This window comes from Megamonas sp., from assembly GCF_986095205.1.
On record NZ_CFQVBI010000002.1, the window covers coordinates 1 to 23762 of the forward strand.

Here is a 23762-nt window from a genome sequence, read left to right on the forward strand (position 1 = left end):
CTTTTTACCGTTCCATTCAAATACTTTAAGTCCTTGTCTACGAGCTTCTGCGAAAGCTGAACTAAAAGATTGTTTTTTAGTTACTTCGCTAGCTAATTGAGTACCATACTTTTTACCGTTCCATTCAAATACTTTAAGTCCTTGTCTACGAGCTTCTGCGAAAGCTGAACTAAAAGATTGTTTTTTAGGTTTACTTACTTCCTTCTTAACAGGTTCTTCTCTTTTAATAGGTTTTAATTCACTATTAAGAGAAGGCATAGAAGGAATATTATTACCATTGTATTGATAATTAGGATTACTACGAGCTTCTCTTAAACTACGAATAGCTCTTCCTTCATTTTTTCCATAATATCTTCCTAAAAGACTTGGATAAATTTTACGAATACCACCGTTTTTCATCTTACTGTTATTTTTAGTACCATCATCATTAAGATTGTTTTTATCCTTAAATTCTTCTTGTGCATTAAATACTTTAGAAGGTTCTGCACCTTTCTGAACTAGTTCAGCAGGACTATTACCATTAAGTATTGGTTGAGCACTGAATACTTTAAGTTGTTTAGGAGTAATCTGAACTACTTCATCTCCTTCTGCTTCAATAGAGTTTTTGCCTTTACCAATAACAATACCACCAGTATCATGCTTACGACCTTTAAGAAGAAACGTATTCTTCTTGATAGGCACAGCTGTACCACCACGACTAACGATTGGTGTCAATCCTTTACGGGGGGTATCACCGCCGACTCTCATTAGTTGGTTTCTTATATCGGCATAAGTATCGTTATCAACAGCTGTTTGCTGTGTCATATAAGCTGCTCGTTGTTGATACTCTTGCTTCTTGACAAGACGACGTTGTTCTTCTTCTTGTCTTTTCTGCTTTTGACTATTCAGTATTCCACCGATTAGTTGAGTACCAACAGATATGGCAGCACCGATAAATGCTTTCGGTCTTCGATTAATTCTTTGTACCATTATTCTCTGTATTTATTAATAAAACATTCTATATTACTAAGAGTAACTGCAACATCAGTCTCTTTAATAATGAAGCGAATACCAATATACTTACCATTAATAAGACTGTCTTGTTTCTTATATGGTTTACCAGCAGTTATTATATTAACTTGATTCTCGTCAAGTATTACAATATTGTAATTACCAGTAATTCTATCTATTGGTTCTAGTTCTTCAACTCCTTTTATCAAACTACGGAAGTAATTGAAGTTCCATTTACCTTGCTCGTAGTATGGCTTAGTCATATTCTTTTCATTACGACTAGTTGTTGAAACGTCCCATTCAGTTGAGATACCTGTGTTCGTAAATATAAGAATTTTATTCCCACTATAATTAATATTGTTTGTCTTTTTTAAGTCGTAAGTTATGTAATTAAGTAACTTAATCGTATCGAACTCTAAGTTAAATACTACATCTACTACTGCACAACCAACAGCTTCACTAATATAAAATGGATTCTTGTTATCATCTATTGTACAATACTCGTAATTAAGATATGGATATAATAGTTCTCCATTTATTTTAGGACTACCATTCTTATATATTACTTTTGGAGTACTATCTGGTATTTGATATAGTTCTGTCTTAGTATTGAAGTACTTACCAGAATAATTATGAGTACTTATCCAATTATTAGCAGCTAAAGAATAGGAGAATGTGAAGACCTTTTCCTCCCCCGTAAAGGAGCAGATAAGCCGATTAGATTCTTTGTCCATTCCTATATTAACAATAGTATTCTTATTAACGTATTTATCTAATACACTCTGAATACCAATAGTAATATCATTTAGTTGTTTATCATCGAATCTATATAACTTACGTTTGCTCTTATCAAAGAATACGTAACCAACTTCATTACAAGTAAATGCTCCAAAGTCTTGTAGTCCACCATATCCTTTCTCACTAGTAAATACTTCTTGATATTCAGTATCGAAAGCATCTGGCATATACATCTGTACATCTTTGTCTTTAGTAGCAAGAGTAGAATCACGATTAAAGATAAACATTGAATGTTCACAATGAGCAATAAGATAAACACCAGTTCCTAGTATATTAATGATGTTACCTTTGTTCTCGCTAATTATCTTATATCCATCAGCAGGAAACTGTCTCCAAGCATTATTAGTAGATTCAGATTGAAGAACATTACTTCTACGAATAAAGTTGCCGTAGACTTCTACTTGATTAGCTACCGCATTAGGATTATAAGCATTTATATTAGGTCTCGCATAATCAACATATATACTAGATACTTCGTATAACCCATAGAGAATAGACGCAGTTAATTGTCTATTAGATATATTCACAAAGTTACCAGCATCTCCTCTAGCATAAGTAAAGTAAGTATCTTCTATCTTTCCTACTTTAATCTTAGCACTTGGTAAGTAAGTAAGTTGTTTATAACATCTGACTGCATTAATGTGCATTATATCTCTAATAGCATTATCAATAGTTTCTAGTCCTACTGCTGTTCTATATATACCGTAGAACTTTCTATCTACCGAACCATATACAGGTTGCCAATCTCCTGAATAAGTAACTCCTGCATTATCAAATATTATAATAGCAGAATCCATACTAATATATCCAGTAACATTTTGTCTCATTCCATTTTCGCCATACTCGTAACCTACTAATGGAAGAGGTTCGCCATCTACATATTTGTTCTGCCCTAGACGTATTAGTTTAACTCCTTCTTTCTTAGTATATATTTCTTGATTAATATAAAGAAGTCTACCTCTAGTAAGTAATTTAGTAGTGGTTGTTCCTTCTGTAAGTATAATAGTAGAGATTAATTGTCCTGCACTACTATAAGGAATTCCAATTTTAAAATACTGACCAGCATTATTTGCAACAATCTTAGAAGTTATTCCAATTTGTGGTGTACTATTAGCTGCATAAAAATCAGAGCTATTTACATGACTATATTCTCTAATAGAATTATTAGCACAATCTTTAACTATATAAGCATTAATAGTATCTCTATTATTAGCTGTTTGTTCATCTCTAGTTTGAAAACTAAGAGTTCCAAGACTAACAAATACATTTGGAGTTCCACTCTTTTTTAGAACATATATATCGTCTGAATAGAATTGATAACTACTAGAGTATACAGCTAGATTATTAAAACTAGATTCTCTAAGAACATCATTGCTAAAACCTTCATCTCTATGTTGGTCTACTATACCATCGCAAATAAGAATACTATCTATTTCTTCATAGCTAATAAAGTAACCTACGAATCCTTCATACATAGGTATGTTCTTAAAAGTAAAGTTTCCTTTTACTTGATGTGGAGTTCTGAATAATCTATCTCCTTTGTTATTAGTAAATGGACATAAGAACTTCATTCCGTAGTATGGACTAGCACTAGCAGTACTTCCATCCATAAACCGTGGGTCAAGATTAAACCAATAGTAATCTATCTTAGCCTCTTCTGCCATTTGAATAAGACTAAGTTTATCCATAATAGTAGTCTCATACCATCCTGGATAATCCTTTTTAGCTTGTTCAATAGCAGCCTTTACATCAGACACTTTAGTATCATCATAACAATCCATCATAATATCGACATCTTTATTAATCGAAGTATTATAATATCTACCTATAACAATTTGTACTGGGTCTTTTACCCAAAAACCATTATTAGTATCTTTATGACGATAATTGTTATTTTCTATAAGAATACCATCAGTATAACTTCCATCAGGATAAACATAATGAATATAGAATCTATAAACTTCATCTTCAATAGGTTTTGGAACACCTATAACAGTTTCTTTTCCAGAATCATCTTTTAATTTATTTCCATGATTGTCTGTTTCATTCCAAACACCAACTTTAATTCCACTAGTATCGAAACTATCAATATCTAGCTTTCTACTTTCTTCTTTATAATTAGCAACATATAATCTATTATTATAGTTACACATTGTTTTGATATTATAAAGATTAAAGTTGTTAGCAGACACTAATACTTCATCAACAGACATTTGAGTCTTACCAGAACGAATACCATATATATCATATTTGTTTTCTTCGTTGAATTGGTAACTACCTAAGTTATAGGCTTCTGTTCCATCTTTATAAGTACAAACATAAGCTATCTGAAAAGATTTAAACTTATTAGTAGTCTTATTAACCATCTCTAACTTAGCATAGATATAAGACTGTGCGTAATCAGTATCTTCCCTTGAATAATCATATAGTTCGTAAGTAGCTGTAATATGAGTAGGTACAGAAACCATTGCTGGCACTTTAACTCCTTCAATAGTTACAGAAGACACAATCTCTTTACTTAATTCATTAGATAGATAAATTACAACTCCTAAATCTCTCCAACTAGTATATTCATTATCTGTTATTTCATATCTAATAAATAACAAGTAAGTTCCCATTCTCATTCTTCCACCAGCCATCTGTCCGTAATCAGTTACAGTAACTTGCGGAATATTAGGATTAAGAGTAAAGATATTATCTGAACCTAAATCAGCATTATTAAGATTTATAACTTTTAGTGGCACATCTTCTCTAGGATTACGTTCACTAATAGCTATGATTAAGTCTCCACGAACATTATACGTATAAGTTCCAAATACTTCTCCACCGTACCATTCCCATGAAGCAGCTACTTTAATAGTCTCACCAGTAAACTCATTATATCTAAATATTTCATTGGCATTAGTAAAGATAACAAGTTCAGTAGCACAAGGCACAATACCAACAATGGTATTATCAAACGTAGCAATAGTTTCTAAAGACTTTTCATTCTGGATAGAATTGCCATCTTTAGAAACTACTATATTAGAAGCATGAGTTATAGAACCATTCTTTATAAATTCTAACCCATCATCTTTATTTAATTCTTTAACTATTTCCATTAGTCTCTAGGTCTAAATGTTGAATTATAAAAGAATGACGCCCAACCTTTATAAGCGTTAACATCTTGGTTTTCATTAATAACAGAAGCTCTAGCTCTGTCACGAGAATCTCTCCATAACAAATATGGATTAACTGGCATAGCACCTTGTAGAGAATATACTTGATGTTTAAGTCCTCTACTTAGTAACTTCCACATACAAAACCATTCAAGAGCTTCGATAAGTTTTCCGTTATCAGGTATAACAGGAATATTACAATGAAAAGTATCACTATATACAGTCTTAACTGTAAGATAGGATACTTTAACAACATCTGTATCAAAGTTTAATTGAATAGCATTAGCATCTCGAAGATATACATAATTCTTTCCTTCGTAACCTTCGAGGTCAATCTCAACAGTACGTTTACTTTCACGTTCTCTAGCTCTTTCTCTATCTTGAACGAAATGTTCAGTAGTACCGGAAGAGCAAGAGCATTTACCCTTCTTTAAGGGGGAAATCTCGCAACCCTCAACATAAACTTTAAAAGCATTCATACAACATGGGAAATAAGCAACTCTATCAACAACATCAATAGTAGTTTCTTTTTCTTCATATTGAAGAATACCCATCTCATTCATAGCATCTATACACCAAGCACCCACTCTAGGTATATAATCGCTATTCATAATATTGAAATCATTATCAAGTCTTGCGATAATAGTTTCTACGGAAAATAGCTCTTTGTTCATTATTTCTAATATATTTTATAGTGTAACTTGGGTCAAACTTATTAATTAAAGAAAGACGATTATTAATATCAGTATCGACATTAATAATATCTTCAACAGTCTTACATTCAGATAGTATATCGTCGTTACTACGCTTCATGTGAAGATTAGTTCCATAGAATTTAAACAATGGTCTATTCTTAATTGTACCATCAATCATAAGTAACTTACAATAATAAGGATTATCAAGATACTCCACATATTTAACTCCTTCGTATTTCTCACCTCTTAGTAAGGCTGCTGCATGGTCTTTCTTATTATAAGGAATAAGCCCTTGTGCAAGAAGATTTCTTTTGTTTAGTTCTGTTTTATAATAGTCAATTACTTTTTTGAACTTAACAACTTTTCCATCAGCAGTGGTAAAACTATCTCTAACTATAACTCTTTCTATTATAAGACAACCAAGTCTCTTTTCAAACTTATAAACTTTTCCTCTTAGAACTTCTTTAGATACTTCTCTAAAGAATAACTTGCAATAGGCTTCGTATTGAGGACGAGTAATGTTCTTACGATGTTTAATTCTCTGCTGTCTTATCTCATATTCTTTTATTTTACGAAGTACTCTAAAGTATTGTTTTAAGTTACGATATATATTACCGTATCTTAATTGTTTAGAAGAATCGAATTTGACGAACTTAGCATCTATTGCTGTCTCCATCTTTCTATCAATATCTAGTTCGTCAGTATTCCATTCCCAATAGTTATAGACACATACATCAAATATAGCTTCAATAGCATTTCTATTCTGTTCAATAGAATATTTGATTTTATATAATAAAGATTTGTATCTAGCTATCTTTTCAGACACGAGAACATAATCCTCTTCGGCTGTCTTTATAAAACTAGTATACATATTTCTGTGGTCGTATCTTTCACCGCTAGCCATAATTATACTTCTATTTGTTGTTTATTTATATCATCCTTAACTGGGACTTCATTAGTTACTCTCTCTACATTAAGTAGATTACGTTTATAGATTACATCTTTGATTCGTTCTACCATATCTTCGGGAATGATAAACTCATCATCATTATCGAAGTTAGATTCAACTCCTTCTGTTGTTTCAACAGGAATTTCAGTAGGTATTTCAAAAGGCGATTCAATAACAATATGTCCTAGCGGTTCAATCAAAGGATTACCATTGCTATTAACATATAGATAACCATTGATATAATCATAACTTAGACTAGTACACATTCCTGGTAATGCTTTATAAAATTGAGCATTTGCTTCTTTAATAAACGGAATAGCCATATTATCATAACCAACAGTACGAACACTAACAAAAGGAAGATTATTATCAAGACGAACCGGTCTAGGTATTCTAGTCTTGCTTCTTTTAACTTTATACTTAGTACTTACAAGACTTTGAAATATATCTCCGTCAGGAACATTAATAAGACTTATCCTATATCTCTGCATTAATATCTTATCGACATTAGCATGACGCTCATAAGTCTGTCTTATCTGTTCATTGAATGTATGAATAACCGCACTACGAATAGTTTGTCTCGTAGTAAAGTTATTAGGCTGATGAATAGCATGAGCTATTTCAGATACAATTTGATTTAATGAAGCCATATTACTTTTGTTTTTGAATTAGTATTATAACAAATATAGTTATTATATTGGTATTAACAAGACTTTTATTAATAATTTTGATTCAGCACTATTATCTAGCTTACTATCTAGCTTACAGTTATTCGCATTGTAAACATTTTTATACACATGACGCATTTTAAGGCTCATAGAGACACGCAAGTCTATCGGATAATAGTAAGTTAAGGTTAGACACTAAAATGCAATGGTGGGCTTCTGTGAAAGCGTAGGAGCGTGGGACGTAGTTTTTATTCCCCCATAAAGAGATGTGTATACTATGAGAGCCGACCATTGCTAGCCGACTCTCATTTACTACTCTTACTAATAGTACTTACTTTGGATATTGATTAGGTTCATCATCTTCTATTATAAACTTCTTATAATCTATCTTGAAGAAGGCGAATATTGGTTTTAGAATCCAACTCCAAAATATAAAACTAAGAATAATAGAATTAAGTACTACTTTAACATCACCTAACTTTAACGAGAAGTATATTACTCCCATTAATACAGCACACACAAGAGTTATCACTCTTTTATTCCAAGTACTTACTACTTTATCTCCATTAAGTTTGTCAACTAGTTTAATTACTAAATACGCTAGTACATTAACACAAATAACAAATGCAAAATCGAAACTAGTAGCAGTAGTACGTAGAATTTCATTAAGTATATTCCCGAAGTCCATATTACAATAAGAATAATAGAGTACCTAAAATAACACTTAATAGCACACCTGTTATCTTTACATAAGACACAACCTTCACAGGAAGGATATTAGTAATCTCTTTCCATGCGAATACTATAATAGTAATAGCTATTATAGTTACAAACAATACTTTAACAAATATTCCCATAAGCATTAAGTTTTATATTACAGGCGCAAATATAAAACTTTATTTTAAAAAGAAAAGAGAGACTACTATTATTTAGTAATCTCTCTTTAGGAATATAACAGAACTTGTATTACTTCAATTCATTAAAGTATTTCCAGAGTTTATCTTCTCCGAAGTCTACATCATCAAACCAAAAGCTGATAGCACTTTCGAATATCATATCGTCAAAGTTTCCTTTTCCGAACCACTTCTCGAATAGTTCGCAGTAGTCGTGATATTGAGCATTAATAGCTACATAAACATCAGCAACTTCTACTTCATCTTCTAGTTTATCTTTGAATTTACTACAAACTTCGTGAGCTTTCTGCATATCGTATTTCTCACCGATATATTTCTTACCGTCTTTGACATGGTACATTTCATCAACAGTACGTTTAGCTTCCTGCTTATTAAAATGTTCATCACCATAATCATTATAACGTTCATTTCCATCTACTCCAAGCATTTGCATAAGAAGCATACGTTCTTCTTCATCGTATCCATGACTTCCGTCATAACCTCGACTTTCATCATATCTATGACGTTCACCGTAACCTCTTTGTTCATCCCTGTCGTAGTTGTCGTAAGTCTTATATCCAATACGATTCATCATTCCTCTTCCACGTCCGCCACGACCACTTCTTCCGCGACCGCCACGAGCAAGGAAATCATTAATTCGTTCGTATATTTCGTCTCTCCGAGAACGAGCACGAACATCATGGTCTGTCTCGTATGGTACTTCTCTCATAATAATATTACTTAGTTAATAGTTGTCTGAATGTTTCCAAATCAGACTGGTTAAACATAATTCCTTTATTAATAAAAGGAATAGAAAGAGTTATGTTACCATTAGAGATGTTACCATTACCTAGAACTGGAATATTAAAATCAAAGTTAGGAATAGATTTGATTATTTCAATCTCCTCATCAACTATACCTTCAATATCAATCTTTCCGTCTTTAGCAATAGTATTGATAAACTTATCAAAACTATCAATGTTATTAATAATTGCACGTTTAGCCAAAGGCTTAACTAACTTAATAGCTGGATTAGATTCGCCAAGAATATCTATCTGATTAACAATGTAATCTTGCAGCTTTTGTTTTACTACACTTACCTCTATCATTACTTCATAGTTTTAATAAATTCATCATAAGTAAGAGAAGGATTCTTTGCACTAGCTTCTTTAAAAGCATTGAACAATTGCATCTCTCTTTGTGACATCTCGATTATACTAGTCTTTAGATTCTTAACTAACTTTAGTTGATTATCTAACAAAGCTTTACCTTCCGGACTGTTCTCAATATTAGCTCTTACTAGATTAAGAACTTCTGCTTGAACCATAGATTGAAGATTATTATAGTTAGCTACATATTCTTCATTAGTAGCAAGCATATTTCTTTGCTCATTAGTAAGAGGTTCAATCTCTGCATCAATCAAGTCCCAAACACTTACTTTAGCAGTTTGTTGAGGACTAACTTGTTGTAAAGTTTGTTGTCCATTAGCAGCTTGTTGAATCTGTTTTTGTCTAGCTTCAATAAGTCGCTTCTGTTCTTCTAAATATTGGATTTGGTCGGTAAGACTTCCAGTATTTAATAAAGGGTCTGTTCCGCCCAGTATAACTTGATTAATAGGTAACATAACTTATTCTTTAATTGATTAGTAATATTATGTAGCAGGAGTACTAGCAGTTTGAGTAAATCCGCACGGTAGACAACCATTGGCATTTCTACCAACAAGACCTGTTGTAGTAGGCTCATTAGGTAGACAAGTAACACCATAGATAACATTACAAGTCTTTTTATCGACATAATTGATACCTGCGGTGAACGCTCTTTCGATTTCGCACTGGATAAGTTTATCCTGATAAGGACGGATAGCAGCACTAACAGCAACTTGCGTTTTAAGGTCGCTAATCTCTGCTTTAAGAGAATCGTAGTTATCACGGTTTCCCTTGTACAGTAAGAAGTCTGCATCAATCTGTGACTTATACAAACCGAACATTTCGCTGTCTATTACCTGACGGTCTTGGAAACGTTGGCTCTGTTGAGTTAAAGCCCACTGATACAAACCACCCTGCAAAGCAAGAGTATCTTCACAAGATTTACTCCATGCTTGGAAAGCAGTAGGAGCACTGGTACTTCCCATTCCTGCACCAACTACATTAATATTTGTAGAACCGTCTCCCATAAGACCTGCACCAGTTCCGAGAACACCAGCAGAACGACGATTACCAAATAAAGCCCAAGCTCCAAGAGCAGTACCGATAATACCAAGCGTAAGACCTGCATTAGCTTTACCGTTAACATCACGGCGACCATAACCGTCCATCCCTGCACCATTATAACCTTCGGGAACGACTTTAACTTTTTCAATTACTTGCATAATAAATAAGGTTTAGATTAATAAATTAAGAATATCTTATAGCAGCTACTATACACTCATAACAAAGAACAATATAAGAAATTCGACCATTAATCTATTTTAGCTATAAACAATAATTTTATTAAAAGTTAGGTATTGTATGAACAAAATAAAAGCCCTACTTGTTATAAGCAGGGCTTAGAGTTAAGCAATAAAAGTAATGTCATTCCTCTATGGGGGAATCTTCTATTACCTCATCTTCTTTAAAATTCCATTCAGGACTTGACAATAAAATAGCAAGTGCTTCATTAGAATAAGTTTCATAAGGATATTCAATACTAATAATTTCCAATCCTTCTTCATCAGTAGTAACTGTTCTAGTTACTTTTTCAGGAAACACTTCTTTATAATGTTGGCACTTCATCAATACTTTGTCTTTACTAACATTACTACGAGGAACTAAACTAAGTTCATCAATCTTTGCTGACTTCTCTTCATCTATATCAGCAACAGGAAATACAATGTAATCAATCATAATCTTTAAATATTAAATATTAAACTTAATGTATACATAACTACTGCAATTATAGCAAGTATTATATAAACTATTTTAAGTAGTTTATAAGGCATTATTTTCATTTATTCATCTTTTATAAATATTGGGTTAGTTAAATCAATTATTTCATCTTTTTCCATTAAGTTCTTTAAGAAATTAATTTCTAATAACGATATGGTTTTCGGATAGAGGATTAGTTTATAGAATACCATACTGCTATATCCATTACTAAATTTAGCTACTGTAATTCCACTATCATCAGTATTCTTCCCCTTATTAATAGAAGTCCCATTAAAGCTATTGACAGTTTGCCAATTTATTCCATCAACTATACTTTGAATAGTATTATATTGACCAAAATTAAATTGCCATTTATTTTCATAATCAGCAATAAATGCACCACCATTAGTTTTATCAGCACCCTTTAACAAAGTTGCTGCATTAGTTGGGACGTTTATAATAGTTCTTTTATAAATATAAGTATACTCCGTTAACGCAGGAATATTAACATTCTTGCTATAATCTTCTACTTCATCATATACTAGACCATTTTCATATTCAGGGAGAACTTCAATAGTTACATTTACATTTTGTATTATATCAGGAATCTCACTTGATTTTTTAATAAAACTTAATCCTATATATGAATTAGTTTCAGTTAAACTTCCATCACTAGCAAACGATTTAGGTAATTCATAAATTCCATCAGAAGTAATATTAATAACATTTCTAACTTCTACATCTGCTGATTTTAAATAATAATAAGCTAAATAAAATTTATCATAATCTAATCCAGTTACTTTAAGGTTAAAAGAGGGTATATCTTTATTACCACTAGTTAACTCTCCATTTCTTTTTATATAAGTATAAAATAAAGAACTACTAATTTTAATTTGTGTAATATTAAACTTATTAGCATTACTAGTATAAATATAATATTTATCATCATCTTTAGTACCTTGAGCTTCCCAAGTTTTACTTTCACCAAATACAACAGGATAACCATTATATCCACTCATACCTTCGTAAGCATGATTATAATTAATTAAATCATAATCACCTACGGCTATACCTCTCTGTTGAATGGTATCTCTATCAGCGTCAGAGTTAGTCTTACCATAAGTATCCCAATAATAAGGTGGAAGTTCTACTTTAGCTTCAATACCAATATACTTATTAAGTTCTTCTATTTTATCGTCAGTTGAGATTTCATCGAAGAGCATGAAGTCATAGAGAGCCATTTGAGCGTAATTAGAATTTAAGTAAGAACTACCTATTTTTGGGTTAAGCGTTCCTGTATTCAATTTAGGGTCATGTAATTCAACAATATTGTGAGTTATATTTTTTAATTCACTAGCATAAATATACTTATTAAGTATTCCATCAATATAAGTACTACCTCCTATATTTCTTGCCCTATATGCTGGCACTTTATTTTCCTTAGTATCAAAATCGCTATTAAATATAGCAAAACCTCCATTTGTTCTTTGGTCGTATATAATACTATTAATGGTATTCCAATTCACCTTCATCAACACCTGTTTGCCACCGACCGTAGTAGGAATAGTAATAAAGTCGTCTACGCCATCAAATTGATATGAACCATCTTCATTAACACCACTTCCTTCCGCATAAGCAGAATTGTTTATCTTACCATGATTACCGTGACCTGATATATCAGGAATATAACCCAATATCTTATAGCTAGAATTTGGAATACGTAGTAGTCTAGGAGATAGAATACATTTAGGTTCATTATCATCAAGAAGATAAGTTGCAGTAGTTCTAAATACCATTTGCTTTTCAACGATACTAGTACTGCTAGTAACAGCTTTACCATTTAAAGACAATCCTGAAATAGAATATAATCCATTTAATAGATTTCTTTCAGGGTCATCAATACTACCTATTCTAGTAATAGTAGAACCCACTTTGAACTTACCTCCCCAAGATACTTCATTACCATTCTCATCCTTGAATCTCAATAGAACTGGATATGGCTGCACAATATCTTCGAATCTGATGTATTCGTCAATTGTGATGTTTATCTTTTGAGGGGATTTAGAAGTTATATAACTATATATATTATATCCCGGATTTGACGGTCTTTTCTCAACAATTATACCTGATAATTGAGGGCTTACAACTTCTTTAAGTTCACTAGCATCATTATCAAAAGTAATTTGAAAAGCTAATTTTGCTCCGATAACAATGTAATCACCTACCTTTATTGACTTCCAAGTATTAGTACTATCTGTTTGATAATATGTTATCTTATAATTAGCATTAGCTTTAATAACAGGTCTCCATTCCACCATATCCGGATACAACGTACCCAGCTTGTGCTTCTTCAACTGGCGCTCTATCAAGAACTCGGACATACTATAGGGGAAGGACATGAGAGAGTAGATGGCTCCGCAAAAATAACGACTATCTACTTCACGAACTTTTCCAAGAACCATAAAATCATTATCTTCTGCTGTACCAATACTTAAGGTTTTAGTATTATAATACTTACTTTGATAACGAATAATTCTTGTTATATCGTCGGATATATTACCATTAGCTTCTCCAAATGTATAACACGCTTTACCTCCGTCTTGGTTTTCTAAATTAAAAATAAAAGAACCATCTCCAACTTTAGAAGATTTAGAAAGAATAGATGCTCGACCTCCTGTAATTGGTTCTAAATAAAATCTTTCATAATCAGCAATAACAGTATAATCCTTGTAAATCGGCATCCCTGTCACCTTACCGAAGTCATTTACTCCGTCAAGTAATAATCCTCCTTTATAACTAGGAATAAAAGTAACTGTAAATTCGGTTATATCTTTTCTAGTAGCATAAGCAACACAATTTACTTTAGTATAATCATCTGATATGTCAAAGTCATTGAATCCATAAATAAATACTTGCGTAGGAGTATTAGCAGGAACATTTGTTCCTTTTTTTACACTACCTTTTACACCATCTGCATCAGTATAATTTAAAGCATTTCTCCAAATAATATCTTTATCTGTAATAATTGTTACTGGATAAGACATATCTGTTTTATTTAAAGATTGTACAGCCCAATATCTATCTGCGTATCTAATAGATTTAATTTTAAAACTAAATTCATTATAGATAGTTAATTCTTGTAATCCTTCATCAGGAATAATACTATAATCTTTAATCGTTTCAAACTTCTTAGCTGCAATACCACTACCGCCTTTCCAAGCTAGATTATTCATTTGAACATCTCTTCCATTACCACTATAATCTATAAGTTTATCATTAAACTCTGCATGATTTTCATTAGTAATACCTTGTTTACCTATATTACATAATATATCAGGTTTAAGACTACGGTCAAGATTATAGTTACCAATGATAAGATTAATCTCATCTTCGGTAGCTTTACCTAATACAGCAAAAGTCCAATAATGAGCAACAGAAGATAGTTCAGTAAAACTATTTTCAACAGCATAACCTGTTACATAGAACCTAGAATTAGTAATTGGATTTGTATTAGTACTAGGACTACTATTTGTTACATAATCGGCTTTATCTCCTAATATATTATTTATTACACCAATATTTTCTTTTTCAATGTTTTCTTTATACCATCCATATATTCCAGTCTTATCTATATTAGTAACTATATTTCTTCCTACAACTTTATCGGCATTTCTAAGATTATTTGTAGTAATAAAATTCCCTTCATTAGTATTAATTTGATGAATCATACTAACAATAGTAAGTCCTTTAGTAACTCCCATTTCTTGAAGAGTTTTTTGACTAACAATCATATCATTTATACCGTCACTAACAAAAGCGTCTTCAAAGTTTGGAATTTGAGTTATAGTTCCACTACATTCGCTAGTAATATTGGTAACAGAGAATCCGCAATTTACAGGAGTTTTGCCAATATATTTAGTATTATAACTAACAGGAGTTACATATTCTTCTGATGTAATAGCCTCATTAGTATATACTCCTTCCGAAGTTATATAATTATAAAATACTTTGCCTTCTCCTTTAAGTTTAATACGAACTTTAAAAGAAGGTATATCTTTTCCAATATTTGATTTATAATATAATAAATTCCAAGTAACATTGGTAACAAAATCAAAAGATTCGGAATCAACAGAAGTTATCTTACTACTTTTAGTCCAAGTAGTAAAATCTTCGCTATATTCTCCGAATCCACTATTTAATTTATATGCAGCATTTAGAATCTCTAAATCTCCGCCAGCATTAGGAATCTTATTCTTAATAATATTCCTATCAGTATCAGTATTCTTCTTACCATAATTAGTCCAAACACCAATCATTCGAGCTTTAAGCTCTGGTGGAAAATAAGGCTTATCTCCACCAAGAGCATTGTTCTTAAAAGGAATACCGATACCTATACCAAGTCCAGTATTAGTACCCATATTGTAACGTATCAGCAACAGCGTTATTAACTTGTTTAACTAACTCAACATTCCAACCGGAATAAATAGTTGTAGTAATAGGTTCTTCCATACCTGCAAGAACTACTTCTACTTGTATTGGGTCTTCGGTTATATTCTTTAATAAGAAAGGTTCTTTACCACCCATTCCATTAGGAATAGAAAACTCTGCAACAGCTTCAACTTTACCCATTATAGATATTTGTAAACTATTAGCTGAATTAGCTCTGTTATAAATACGATTATCCATGATAATTACTTTTAAATGATTATTAATTGGTCTTTGTAACATTCCCCCGTAAAGAGACGTGATTACTGTTAATACTCAATCCTTTATGGGGGACGTTACAAGAAACTAAATTTTGTTTAATTATACAATACTATTATCAACTTTTTGTTATACCATACCTGTATCCCATCCACTAGGAACATTATTACCATTAGTAAGATTAGCCTTACGCATAGCATAGAATACGTTCGCTCTATTAACAGAGGATAGACTATTTAGCCAATTCCAAAATTCAGGAACACTACCAGTAGTAGAAGTCGCATTATAGAACACACCAGTAACATTAGTAAGTTGTTTATGTTTATTAGCATTAAACAATGTAGAACTAATCTTCTTAGGACTTCTACCTGACCAGTCTAATTGGCTTTGTCCACTAGCAAAAGCATAACTAATATTCCTTAGATTAATATTCTTAGCGAATATGTTATCGTCTACTTGTTGTGCTTGACTAGCAGTTGATTCAAATTGTGCGGCTAAGAACAAACAAGATATATCCTGTAAGTTAATACAATCAATTACAAATTCAACAGGCACAATAACATTAGCTGGAATTACACAGAAATAGAACATATAAGATATATTAGTTAATTTAGTTAATCCTGCGAACATTTGCTTAGAGAACATTTCACCAATATCTCCTGTGGAATTATTCCATTTATATGGAAGAATTAAAGGACAACGACGGAATGTCATTGATAAATCAGTAACATTACTAACTGGTTTAAATAAGTTAGTTGGAATACGACCACGAATACCATAGTTAAAGTAATCGTATGTTGGGTCTCCATTAGGTCTACCACTACCACTAAACACACCGTTAATAACCATATTAGTTCCATTAGTACAATAATAGAATAAGTCAGGCGAACATAAGTAATTTAATACTTTTCTATTAGCATGAACAGAACTAGGTGGAGCAATTGAAGCAGCAGCATCTTTAAACACATCAGGTATAGTAGGAGAACAATTTATTGTTCCATTTGAAACAGCTGTATAAAGACTACTATTTAATATAATATCTTCAAGTCCACTAAGTCCATCGTAGGCATATTCATTCCAAGCATATTCATATTTATCATAGTCTTTATTTATGATTACTCTGTGAATATCTCTATTATAGTTAATCATTGTCTGTTCTTCATCGAGATATTCTCTAGGGTCATAATTAGGATTAAGAATATACTTAACTGGATTATACTTTTCATTAGGTACTATAATATCTCCATAATTACTTGGAGTAAGATTACCATAATTTATAGTATAAGCCTGTGCTTCCGTACTTTGGAATCTCTCTAAACAATAAGACATATTAACTATTGTCTTTCTAGGAAGAGTTCTCTGTTTATTATAAGTGATTTCAGTAGGCATTGGTGCTTGTTCATCAGGAATCCATTCTCCATGTTCATCAATACCGTAGTTCTCATTTATACTATTAGTAGAAGCATCGGTTTCATTCCAGCCTTTCCAACTATAATTATTAGTAGCTTCCATATAGAATAGTCCATAAGGAACAGAACCTTTCTTAACGTAAGTATTCTCTGTTTCAGAGAAACATCTATAAGCATTAACTATTTTACAATTAGAGAAACCTTTACCAGTAAGACTATACTTACAATTCTTCATATCAAAGTATAAGTTTGCTATGTTAGTAAGATTGTAATTAGTCTTAAATGAATCAAGAGGAAGTTCAACAACAGTATTTGTAGGAAGAACAAGATTAGCAAAGAATCCCGGTATTTCAACAATAGCACTACAACCAGTAAATACATCATAAGGAAATGTTTCTTCTCCTTCTTTAATGAACTGTTTAGTGAATCCTTGAAAACTTCCTAAAGTACTTTCATTAATAGCTTGTTGTCCAGTTATATATTTTAATGAGTTCTTCAATCTACTAAACATTGAGTTGTGGATTGGAAAAGTAACATTAGAACCTGAACCTAAACTAAATGAATTATAGATACCATATAAAGCTGTCGGGAATCTTACTTGTGTCTTATTCTTAACAGTACCGCCAAATACATTATATAAAGAACCAGTAGAATTAACAAGTCCTTTAAATGAATCTTGGATATATTTAAGTTTAGTATTCTTATAGAATAAGGGGCAATACTTTACTTCATCTTCTACATCTTCATCTGTTATTTGATTAAAGTATATATTAGAATTATTAAACATAGTATTTAAATATTCTAAATCAGGAAGATTAGCAAGAAGTGTTCCACAATCAGCACTAACAAGATGCTCATCAATAGTACTATCACTAGGACAATCATTAATATTATCTACGAACTTAACAGTTCCAGTACTAAAAATACTTAATCTTTTAAGTTTAGAAGGAACATTTCCTTTAAACTTAGCTAAGAAAGCAGGACTTGTATATCTAGTACCACCAAAATGAAATATAGAATCCATAGCTTGTAAATTAACAAGAGGACTAAATAATCCATTATGTTCAGTAGAACCATGATCATAAGTACTAGTTAATATTTTAAAGTCTTGTTTTTGTAATCCCCAAAATAGAAAGTTCATTGTAACTACTTTAGTACAATGATTAAACATATTTCTTCTAGGACTATCTAGCAAATCCCACTTAATATTCTTAGCACTAGCAAAACAACTATCAAGAGTAGTTACATTATCACACTTATATAAGAAATAATAAACATCGTATATAGTACAATTAGTAGCATTGAACATAGAAGTACAATTAGTAGTACCAATAGTAAAATTAGTTCCTAAATCAGTATTATTATCCCAAGCAGCCTTCCCTTCTTCTGTACTAGTATCTGAACCAAACCATTCTCCCATATAATCAGGAGTAATGCCTTCTACTTTTTCTTTAGGCTCATGAATATAGAAATTACCACATTGAGCAAATATAGAAGTACCATTAAGTTTAATATGTCCAAATACTCTTTTAAGATTAGAGCAACCAACAAAGAAACTACCACCTACATTGAAAGGAGTATTTCTATTATTATCAAACTTAAAGTAATGTACACCTTTAGCATTTTGAACCGATAAACTAGTAAGATTAAGTTTACTAATATCGAATATCTTATTTTCTTTATAGGTAGGAACAGCAGCATTACCATATTGAATTGCTGATACCTGACTATTAGAAATATTAAGTGTTCTAAGATTAGGTAAACTTGAAGCTACTTGAATATCATTAGGTGTATTAGTACTAGATATATTTAATTCTTTAATATTAGGAACACCTACTATATAAACAGTCAATGATTCATTAGTACATTGAGATACATTAATGATTTCAACATTATTACAATTGGATACATTAAATGTAGTTAAATTAACGTTGTTAGTACAAATTATAGATTTTAAGTTAGGACACGAAGTAATTCTTATAGTATGTAAGTCTCCTAGATTACTAAGGTTTAATTCAGTAATCTTATCACAAGAATCAATAGTAACAGTTTTTAACCGTTTACAACCAGAGAAATCTAATTTATCCAAGAACGGTTGATTAACTAAACTAATACCTTCAACAGCTGAATTAGTAATATTCAGTAATGCAAGAGAAGCATTAGGCAAAGATATAGAAGTTACAATAGAACTAGATATATTCAAATCTTTCAACTTGGTATACTTTTCTATATTAACCGTAAACGTACTTTGTCCAATATTACCACTCCAAAACTTAGTATTACTTAAATCAATATGTCTTACATCAGAATAACCTTTATCATTAACAAATACTGTTTCAAATGGAATAGGAGAATCACTAAGAGTATCAACAGAAGACAAGTCTAACTTAGAGAAACTAGGAAGTTTCATAGTAGACATAAATCGTTGGAATCTCATTCCGCCTAATCCTTCAATATCATTAATTTGAGGAGTATTATTAATAGTAATTTGTGTATTGAAAGAACCAATAGGAGATAATCTGATTTCAGTAGGCTTACCTTCTTCTAAGAAATATCTAGTATCGGTAGTATTGCCAATATTAACTACAAATATTGCAGGACAATTAGATGTAATAATAAGTTTAGGATTAGTAGCTTCTGCACCACCTGCGGAAAATGTACCCTTATTATTATAAGGTTGAATATTAGCAGCATTACTATATTTAAATACTCCATCAAAGAACCAAACTCTCTTCTTCATCCAGTCTCTAACATACTCAACACGAGTACCATGTAGAAACTCAATATTAGCATAAGAAGGTTGTCCGCCTGATTCACCAACGTAAGCAGTAAGATATTTAACATGATAGTCATAATTAAATAGAAGCTCTCCGCAATCTTTAATTTGAGCAGCAAAATAATTATCTATATAATCATTAATATCTTTACAAATAGTAGCATTATTTCTCCATAAGTCCCAAAGAGTTTCAAGAGAACTATCGAATACTCCAGTATTGGCAAAAATAGTATCTCTTAATACATCCCACATACGAGAACTATAAGTATCATATCCACCATCAGCAGCATTTTTAGTAATAACTAATGAGTTAACATCATTCTTATTATTATTACTAAATGTATCTAACCAAGCAGTTTTAGCAACAGATTCAAGAGCTACGTTATCGAGACCATTAGCAGTATCCATATCATAGAATCTAATAAACCACTTATTAGTCCCACCAACATTATAACAAACTAAAGTTAAGTTCTTACCTAATGAATCTACAAGTCCATACTTTACACACGTCAATAAATAAGAGTAAGCGTTCTTAATCGAGAACTTAGTATCTAGTTCAGCAGCAAGTGTAGACCAACTAGACTGTGCAGGATATTCACCAGCAGTTTCTTCATAATCGCCGGAAGTCTCATTCCAAATGTATTTCTTAACTGTTGATGAAGTCATTTGAGCAAAGATAGAGAATAACTCTTGTAATGCTCTCCAAACATTATCGTCAGTAACAGGTGCACTAGGCTCTAGCCAATTACCACCATTATATTTAAATTCACCTACATGCTTGATAATAGATAAATCATCTTGCATAAACAATGCTAATGGTAATGTCTTTTCTCCATCTACAATTACATTCGCATTTTCTCCAAACTCATAAGAATAAACTTTTCTTTGGTCTATGTTTCCGAATAGTTCATCTTGTGCATAAGTATGATAAGAAGTAACAAAAGCAGGAAGTTTATTATCAACATACTCACCTGCTGTATTCTTTATCTTAGTAGTAAAGTCTTTCATAAATCGGAATCCCATATTATAATAAGCTCCACGACCTAAGTTAAAACTATATATACCAAGCATAGTTTGAGTTTCTTCTCCATCAAACTGAATAAGAAGTATTATAGGAAAACCTTCAAGAGTTTGTTTAATAGTGACCTTATCTTTTACAGTTCTATCACGAGTATCTACTGGACGATGAGATTCAAGTTGTTCCATAGGCGGAGTTTTCTCGAATAAGAAATCCGAGTTATCATTAATCCATTTACCAATAGAAGCATTATTAGCATGAGCACTGTCAACAACGTCAGCTTTAAGCGTAAATTGTCTTTCAGGAAACCATGTTTCTCTAGGTTGGAATAACTCGTAATCAAGATTACCACCATCATCATCTTTAAGAATCTTATCGAATCTTATCTCTAAGTTCTTAATAAGGTTGTTCAAAGTAGAAGTACCTTGCTTAGAAACAGAAACATCAGTAGTATATTCAGAGCCAGACTTTCCCGAAGTTGGACTAAAGTAACTCATAGTACAACCACTATACCAATTATTATTCTGACCTCCAATCTCTTCAAATATAGCACGAGTAAAACCAGTATTAGCACAATTAATCAACATTATATCGACTGGTAATACTCTAGTAGTATCAGAGATAAGACTATTGAAATTGACACTTGCATAAGTTTGGTTAATATCGTCCCATAGAGTAGAATGAGGTTCTGAATCAGAAGTGGAGAAGAAGTTCTTTAACTTCATTCTATTGTATTCAGTAAAGTCTACACTACCATCAGATAAAAGAGTTGCTCTAGCTCTAGAGTTCATTGCATTAATAACAATTTCTTTATCATTAGCAGGAACACGGAACAACTTAATATCATAGAAGTTAACATCAGCAAAGTTTTGAATCTGTCCTGAATTACTAACATCGCAACCAAGATATATCTTAGAATTAGTCTTCCAAGTAAAGTCAGTCTTTATTTCACGAGCAGCATTAAGTATACCATTGATAAAGATAGCAACAACCATCTTTCCTGGATTCTTATTAACTATAAAATCAACAGTATTAATAACATCTTGTTGTATCTTACAACTCATAGTCTCTTTAATATTACCGTCAGTATAAGACCAAGTAATATCTTCAAGACCTATTTTAATACCTTCCGAGAATTGCTCATCTGTATTGTAATCCCCTATAAAGAAGACTGTTCTATTTGAGAAAGGATGTCTATCTGACTTGAATGTACACGATATACCAAAGCCTTGTCTTGACCAGTTATTAAGAGTAGTAGTATCATCTTTAAATGGTTGTACATCAATAACACCATAGGCTTCTCCTGATATACGTAACATAGATTGTCCGTTCTCTGTTAAGAAGCCCGATAGTACTCCGTTTGTATTATATACATTAAGATTGGTTACAGCACCACTAGGAGTAATAGAGCCAGGTGCAGTAAATGTTGGTTCATTACTAGTCCAAACTTTAGCAGTAGATACTTGAGGGAAACTTTCTTGACGAACGTGCCAACTAGCATACCTACTATTATTAGGATTTTGGTCTGCAATAAGAGCTTTGGAACTAGATACTACTTCACAAGCAAGAACTGTATCAGTTACAGGGTCTCCTTTTTCAGACCAACAACGAAGTGTAATATCCCAATTACCAATAACATCTCCTTCTGTCGGAATAGCGTAACTAAATACTTGTTGTTTACCACGTTGAACATATTGATTATCATTATAGTTTCCTTCATCAAAGTAACCTATATCTTTAGTAATACCATTATGTTCGATTCTAACTGCATAATAAATAAGACTAACTCCTGCAAGATATGGAGTAAATGCAAAAGATACATTACCGCTTTGAGAGAACTTAGTTCTCTCAACTCCGGCATCTACTTCTGCTTTACTAGTAATACCTTCTACTAGAACAACAAGATTAACACCATCTTCTACAACTACACGATTTGTTACTTTATCAGATTGAACAATAGCTTCATTCATTGAAGTAAATGCTTGTGCTTGTATAGTATAAGAACTACCTGCTATAATATTACCTAGTTCCCATAAGTTAACATTAACTTGTTTAGGAGCAGTAGAAGTTGTCTTACCTAATTCAATAGTTTTAGTAGCACCATTAGTTACATTTGTTACAACAAGATTAACATCTGAACCAATAATTTTACTAGTAATACTATAAGTAAAGAAGTAATCAAGACCAACAGTAGCAGTATTACCTGATACAGTACTAGTAAGTTTAATACTAGCTTCTACTATATTAAGTAGATAAGATTCAGCAGAAAATCCATCTGTATCGCTAGCTGTAATCACAACAGAGTGATTACTATTAGCAGAGAATTTATCTAACTGTGGAATAGTAAGAACTCCGGGAGTATTAGTCCAACCTTCTTTTCCTTCGATAATATTATTACCATCAAGAGTAACAGTAATAAAATATCTCTTATTTTTCTTACTAGAAGTAATAAGATACTCTAATTTAATATTGGTAGTAACAGTAGAATAAAGATAATTAATATTACCTTCTTTTACTATATTACCGTTAGTAAGAGTAATCTTATCACCAGTAGTTCCACCACCGCCACCGCTTCCTCCACCACCATGTTCGGCAAGCCAAGCAATATATCCACCATGTTTCTTTAATTCTTTTTCATGACGAACAAGAACATCATTAAGACTTTCACCAGTAACACCTTCTTCTGCTACTTCAGGGTCGATAAGACGAGGGTCTTCGACAACAATACCAGTAGCTTTTCCAGAAGAACTTATATCCCAATTACCAGTTTTAGGATTATACCTTTTAATATTATCTGCCAT

At 31.8% G+C, this 23762-nt stretch carries 13 protein-coding genes; all 13 read right to left on the reverse strand.

What is annotated here, in order from left to right:
• Nucleotides 1-969, reverse strand: a 969-nt coding sequence (locus AC5LAX_RS00185) for a PIN domain-containing protein (protein ID WP_493263486.1), incomplete at its 3' end; no start/stop codon positions are given.
• Entirely contained in the window at nt 969-4889 is a 3921-nt protein-coding gene (locus AC5LAX_RS00190; protein WP_493263487.1) for a hypothetical protein, read from the reverse strand. The genes AC5LAX_RS00190 and AC5LAX_RS00185, both read right to left, overlap by 1 nt.
• Nucleotides 4889-5620, reverse strand: coding sequence for a hypothetical protein (locus AC5LAX_RS00195; protein ID WP_493263488.1), 732 nt, complete (start codon nt 5618-5620; stop codon nt 4889-4891). Before AC5LAX_RS00195 ends, AC5LAX_RS00190 begins: the two co-directional genes overlap by 1 nt.
• A complete protein-coding gene (locus AC5LAX_RS00200; RefSeq protein ID WP_493263489.1) occupies nt 5574-6545 on the reverse strand; it encodes a hypothetical protein in 972 nt (323 codons plus the stop codon). Before AC5LAX_RS00200 ends, AC5LAX_RS00195 begins: the two co-directional genes overlap by 47 nt.
• A gap of 2 nt (nt 6546-6547) precedes the next feature.
• Entirely contained in the window at nt 6548-7240 is a 693-nt protein-coding gene (locus AC5LAX_RS00205) for a hypothetical protein (protein WP_493263490.1), read from the reverse strand.
• 984 nt (nt 7241-8224) lie between these two features.
• Nucleotides 8225-8881 carry a DUF7841 family protein gene (locus tag AC5LAX_RS00210; RefSeq protein WP_493263491.1) on the reverse strand — a complete coding sequence of 219 codons (657 nt, stop codon included), beginning with the start codon at nt 8879-8881 and terminating at the stop codon, nt 8225-8227.
• Nucleotides 8882-8888: 7 nt separating this feature from the next.
• Nucleotides 8889-9260 (reverse strand): hypothetical protein, encoded by a 372-nt coding sequence (locus AC5LAX_RS00215; protein ID WP_493263492.1) that lies wholly within the window; start codon nt 9258-9260, stop codon nt 8889-8891.
• Nucleotides 9260-9775 (reverse strand): hypothetical protein, encoded by a 516-nt coding sequence (locus AC5LAX_RS00220; RefSeq protein ID WP_493263493.1) that lies wholly within the window; start codon nt 9773-9775, stop codon nt 9260-9262. Before AC5LAX_RS00220 ends, AC5LAX_RS00215 begins: the two co-directional genes overlap by 1 nt.
• Nucleotides 9776-9802: 27 nt before the next feature.
• Nucleotides 9803-10519, reverse strand: coding sequence for a hypothetical protein (locus AC5LAX_RS00225; RefSeq protein ID WP_493263494.1), 717 nt, complete (start codon nt 10517-10519; stop codon nt 9803-9805).
• Nucleotides 10520-10721: 202 nt separating this feature from the next.
• On the reverse strand, nt 10722-11033 hold the full coding sequence (locus AC5LAX_RS00230) for a hypothetical protein (protein ID WP_493263495.1): 312 nt from the start codon (nt 11031-11033) through the stop codon (nt 10722-10724).
• A 104-nt stretch (nt 11034-11137) separates the two neighbouring features.
• Nucleotides 11138-15472 carry a hypothetical protein gene (locus AC5LAX_RS00235; RefSeq protein ID WP_493263496.1) on the reverse strand — a complete coding sequence of 1445 codons (4335 nt, stop codon included), beginning with the start codon at nt 15470-15472 and terminating at the stop codon, nt 11138-11140.
• Nucleotides 15462-15782 carry a hypothetical protein gene (locus AC5LAX_RS00240; RefSeq protein WP_493263497.1) on the reverse strand — a complete coding sequence of 107 codons (321 nt, stop codon included), beginning with the start codon at nt 15780-15782 and terminating at the stop codon, nt 15462-15464. The genes AC5LAX_RS00235 and AC5LAX_RS00240 overlap by 11 nt, the downstream gene beginning before the upstream one ends.
• A 105-nt stretch (nt 15783-15887) precedes the next feature.
• Complete coding sequence (locus AC5LAX_RS00245; protein WP_493263498.1) at nt 15888-23762, reverse strand: leucine-rich repeat domain-containing protein; 7875 nt, start codon at nt 23760-23762, stop codon at nt 15888-15890.

Coding starts and splice junctions, on each gene's coding strand:
- AC5LAX_RS00190 (WP_493263487.1), bottom strand. CDS start 4,889: ATGGAAATAGTTAAAGAATTAAATAAAGATGATGGGTTAGAATTTATA.
- AC5LAX_RS00195 (WP_493263488.1), bottom strand. CDS start 5,620: ATGAACAAAGAGCTATTTTCCGTAGAAACTATTATCGCAAGACTTGAT.
- AC5LAX_RS00200 (WP_493263489.1), bottom strand. CDS start 6,545: ATGGCTAGCGGTGAAAGATACGACCACAGAAATATGTATACTAGTTTT.
- AC5LAX_RS00205 (WP_493263490.1), bottom strand. CDS start 7,240: ATGGCTTCATTAAATCAAATTGTATCTGAAATAGCTCATGCTATTCAT.
- AC5LAX_RS00210 (WP_493263491.1), bottom strand. CDS start 8,881: ATGAGAGAAGTACCATACGAGACAGACCATGATGTTCGTGCTCGTTCT.
- AC5LAX_RS00215 (WP_493263492.1), bottom strand. CDS start 9,260: ATGATAGAGGTAAGTGTAGTAAAACAAAAGCTGCAAGATTACATTGTT.
- AC5LAX_RS00220 (WP_493263493.1), bottom strand. CDS start 9,775: ATGTTACCTATTAATCAAGTTATACTGGGCGGAACAGACCCTTTATTA.
- AC5LAX_RS00225 (WP_493263494.1), bottom strand. CDS start 10,519: ATGCAAGTAATTGAAAAAGTTAAAGTCGTTCCCGAAGGTTATAATGGT.
- AC5LAX_RS00230 (WP_493263495.1), bottom strand. CDS start 11,033: ATGATTGATTACATTGTATTTCCTGTTGCTGATATAGATGAAGAGAAG.
- AC5LAX_RS00235 (WP_493263496.1), bottom strand. CDS start 15,472: ATGGGTACTAATACTGGACTTGGTATAGGTATCGGTATTCCTTTTAAG.
- AC5LAX_RS00240 (WP_493263497.1), bottom strand. CDS start 15,782: ATGTTACAAAGACCAATTAATAATCATTTAAAAGTAATTATCATGGAT.
- AC5LAX_RS00245 (WP_493263498.1), bottom strand. CDS start 23,762: ATGGCAGATAATATTAAAAGGTATAATCCTAAAACTGGTAATTGGGAT.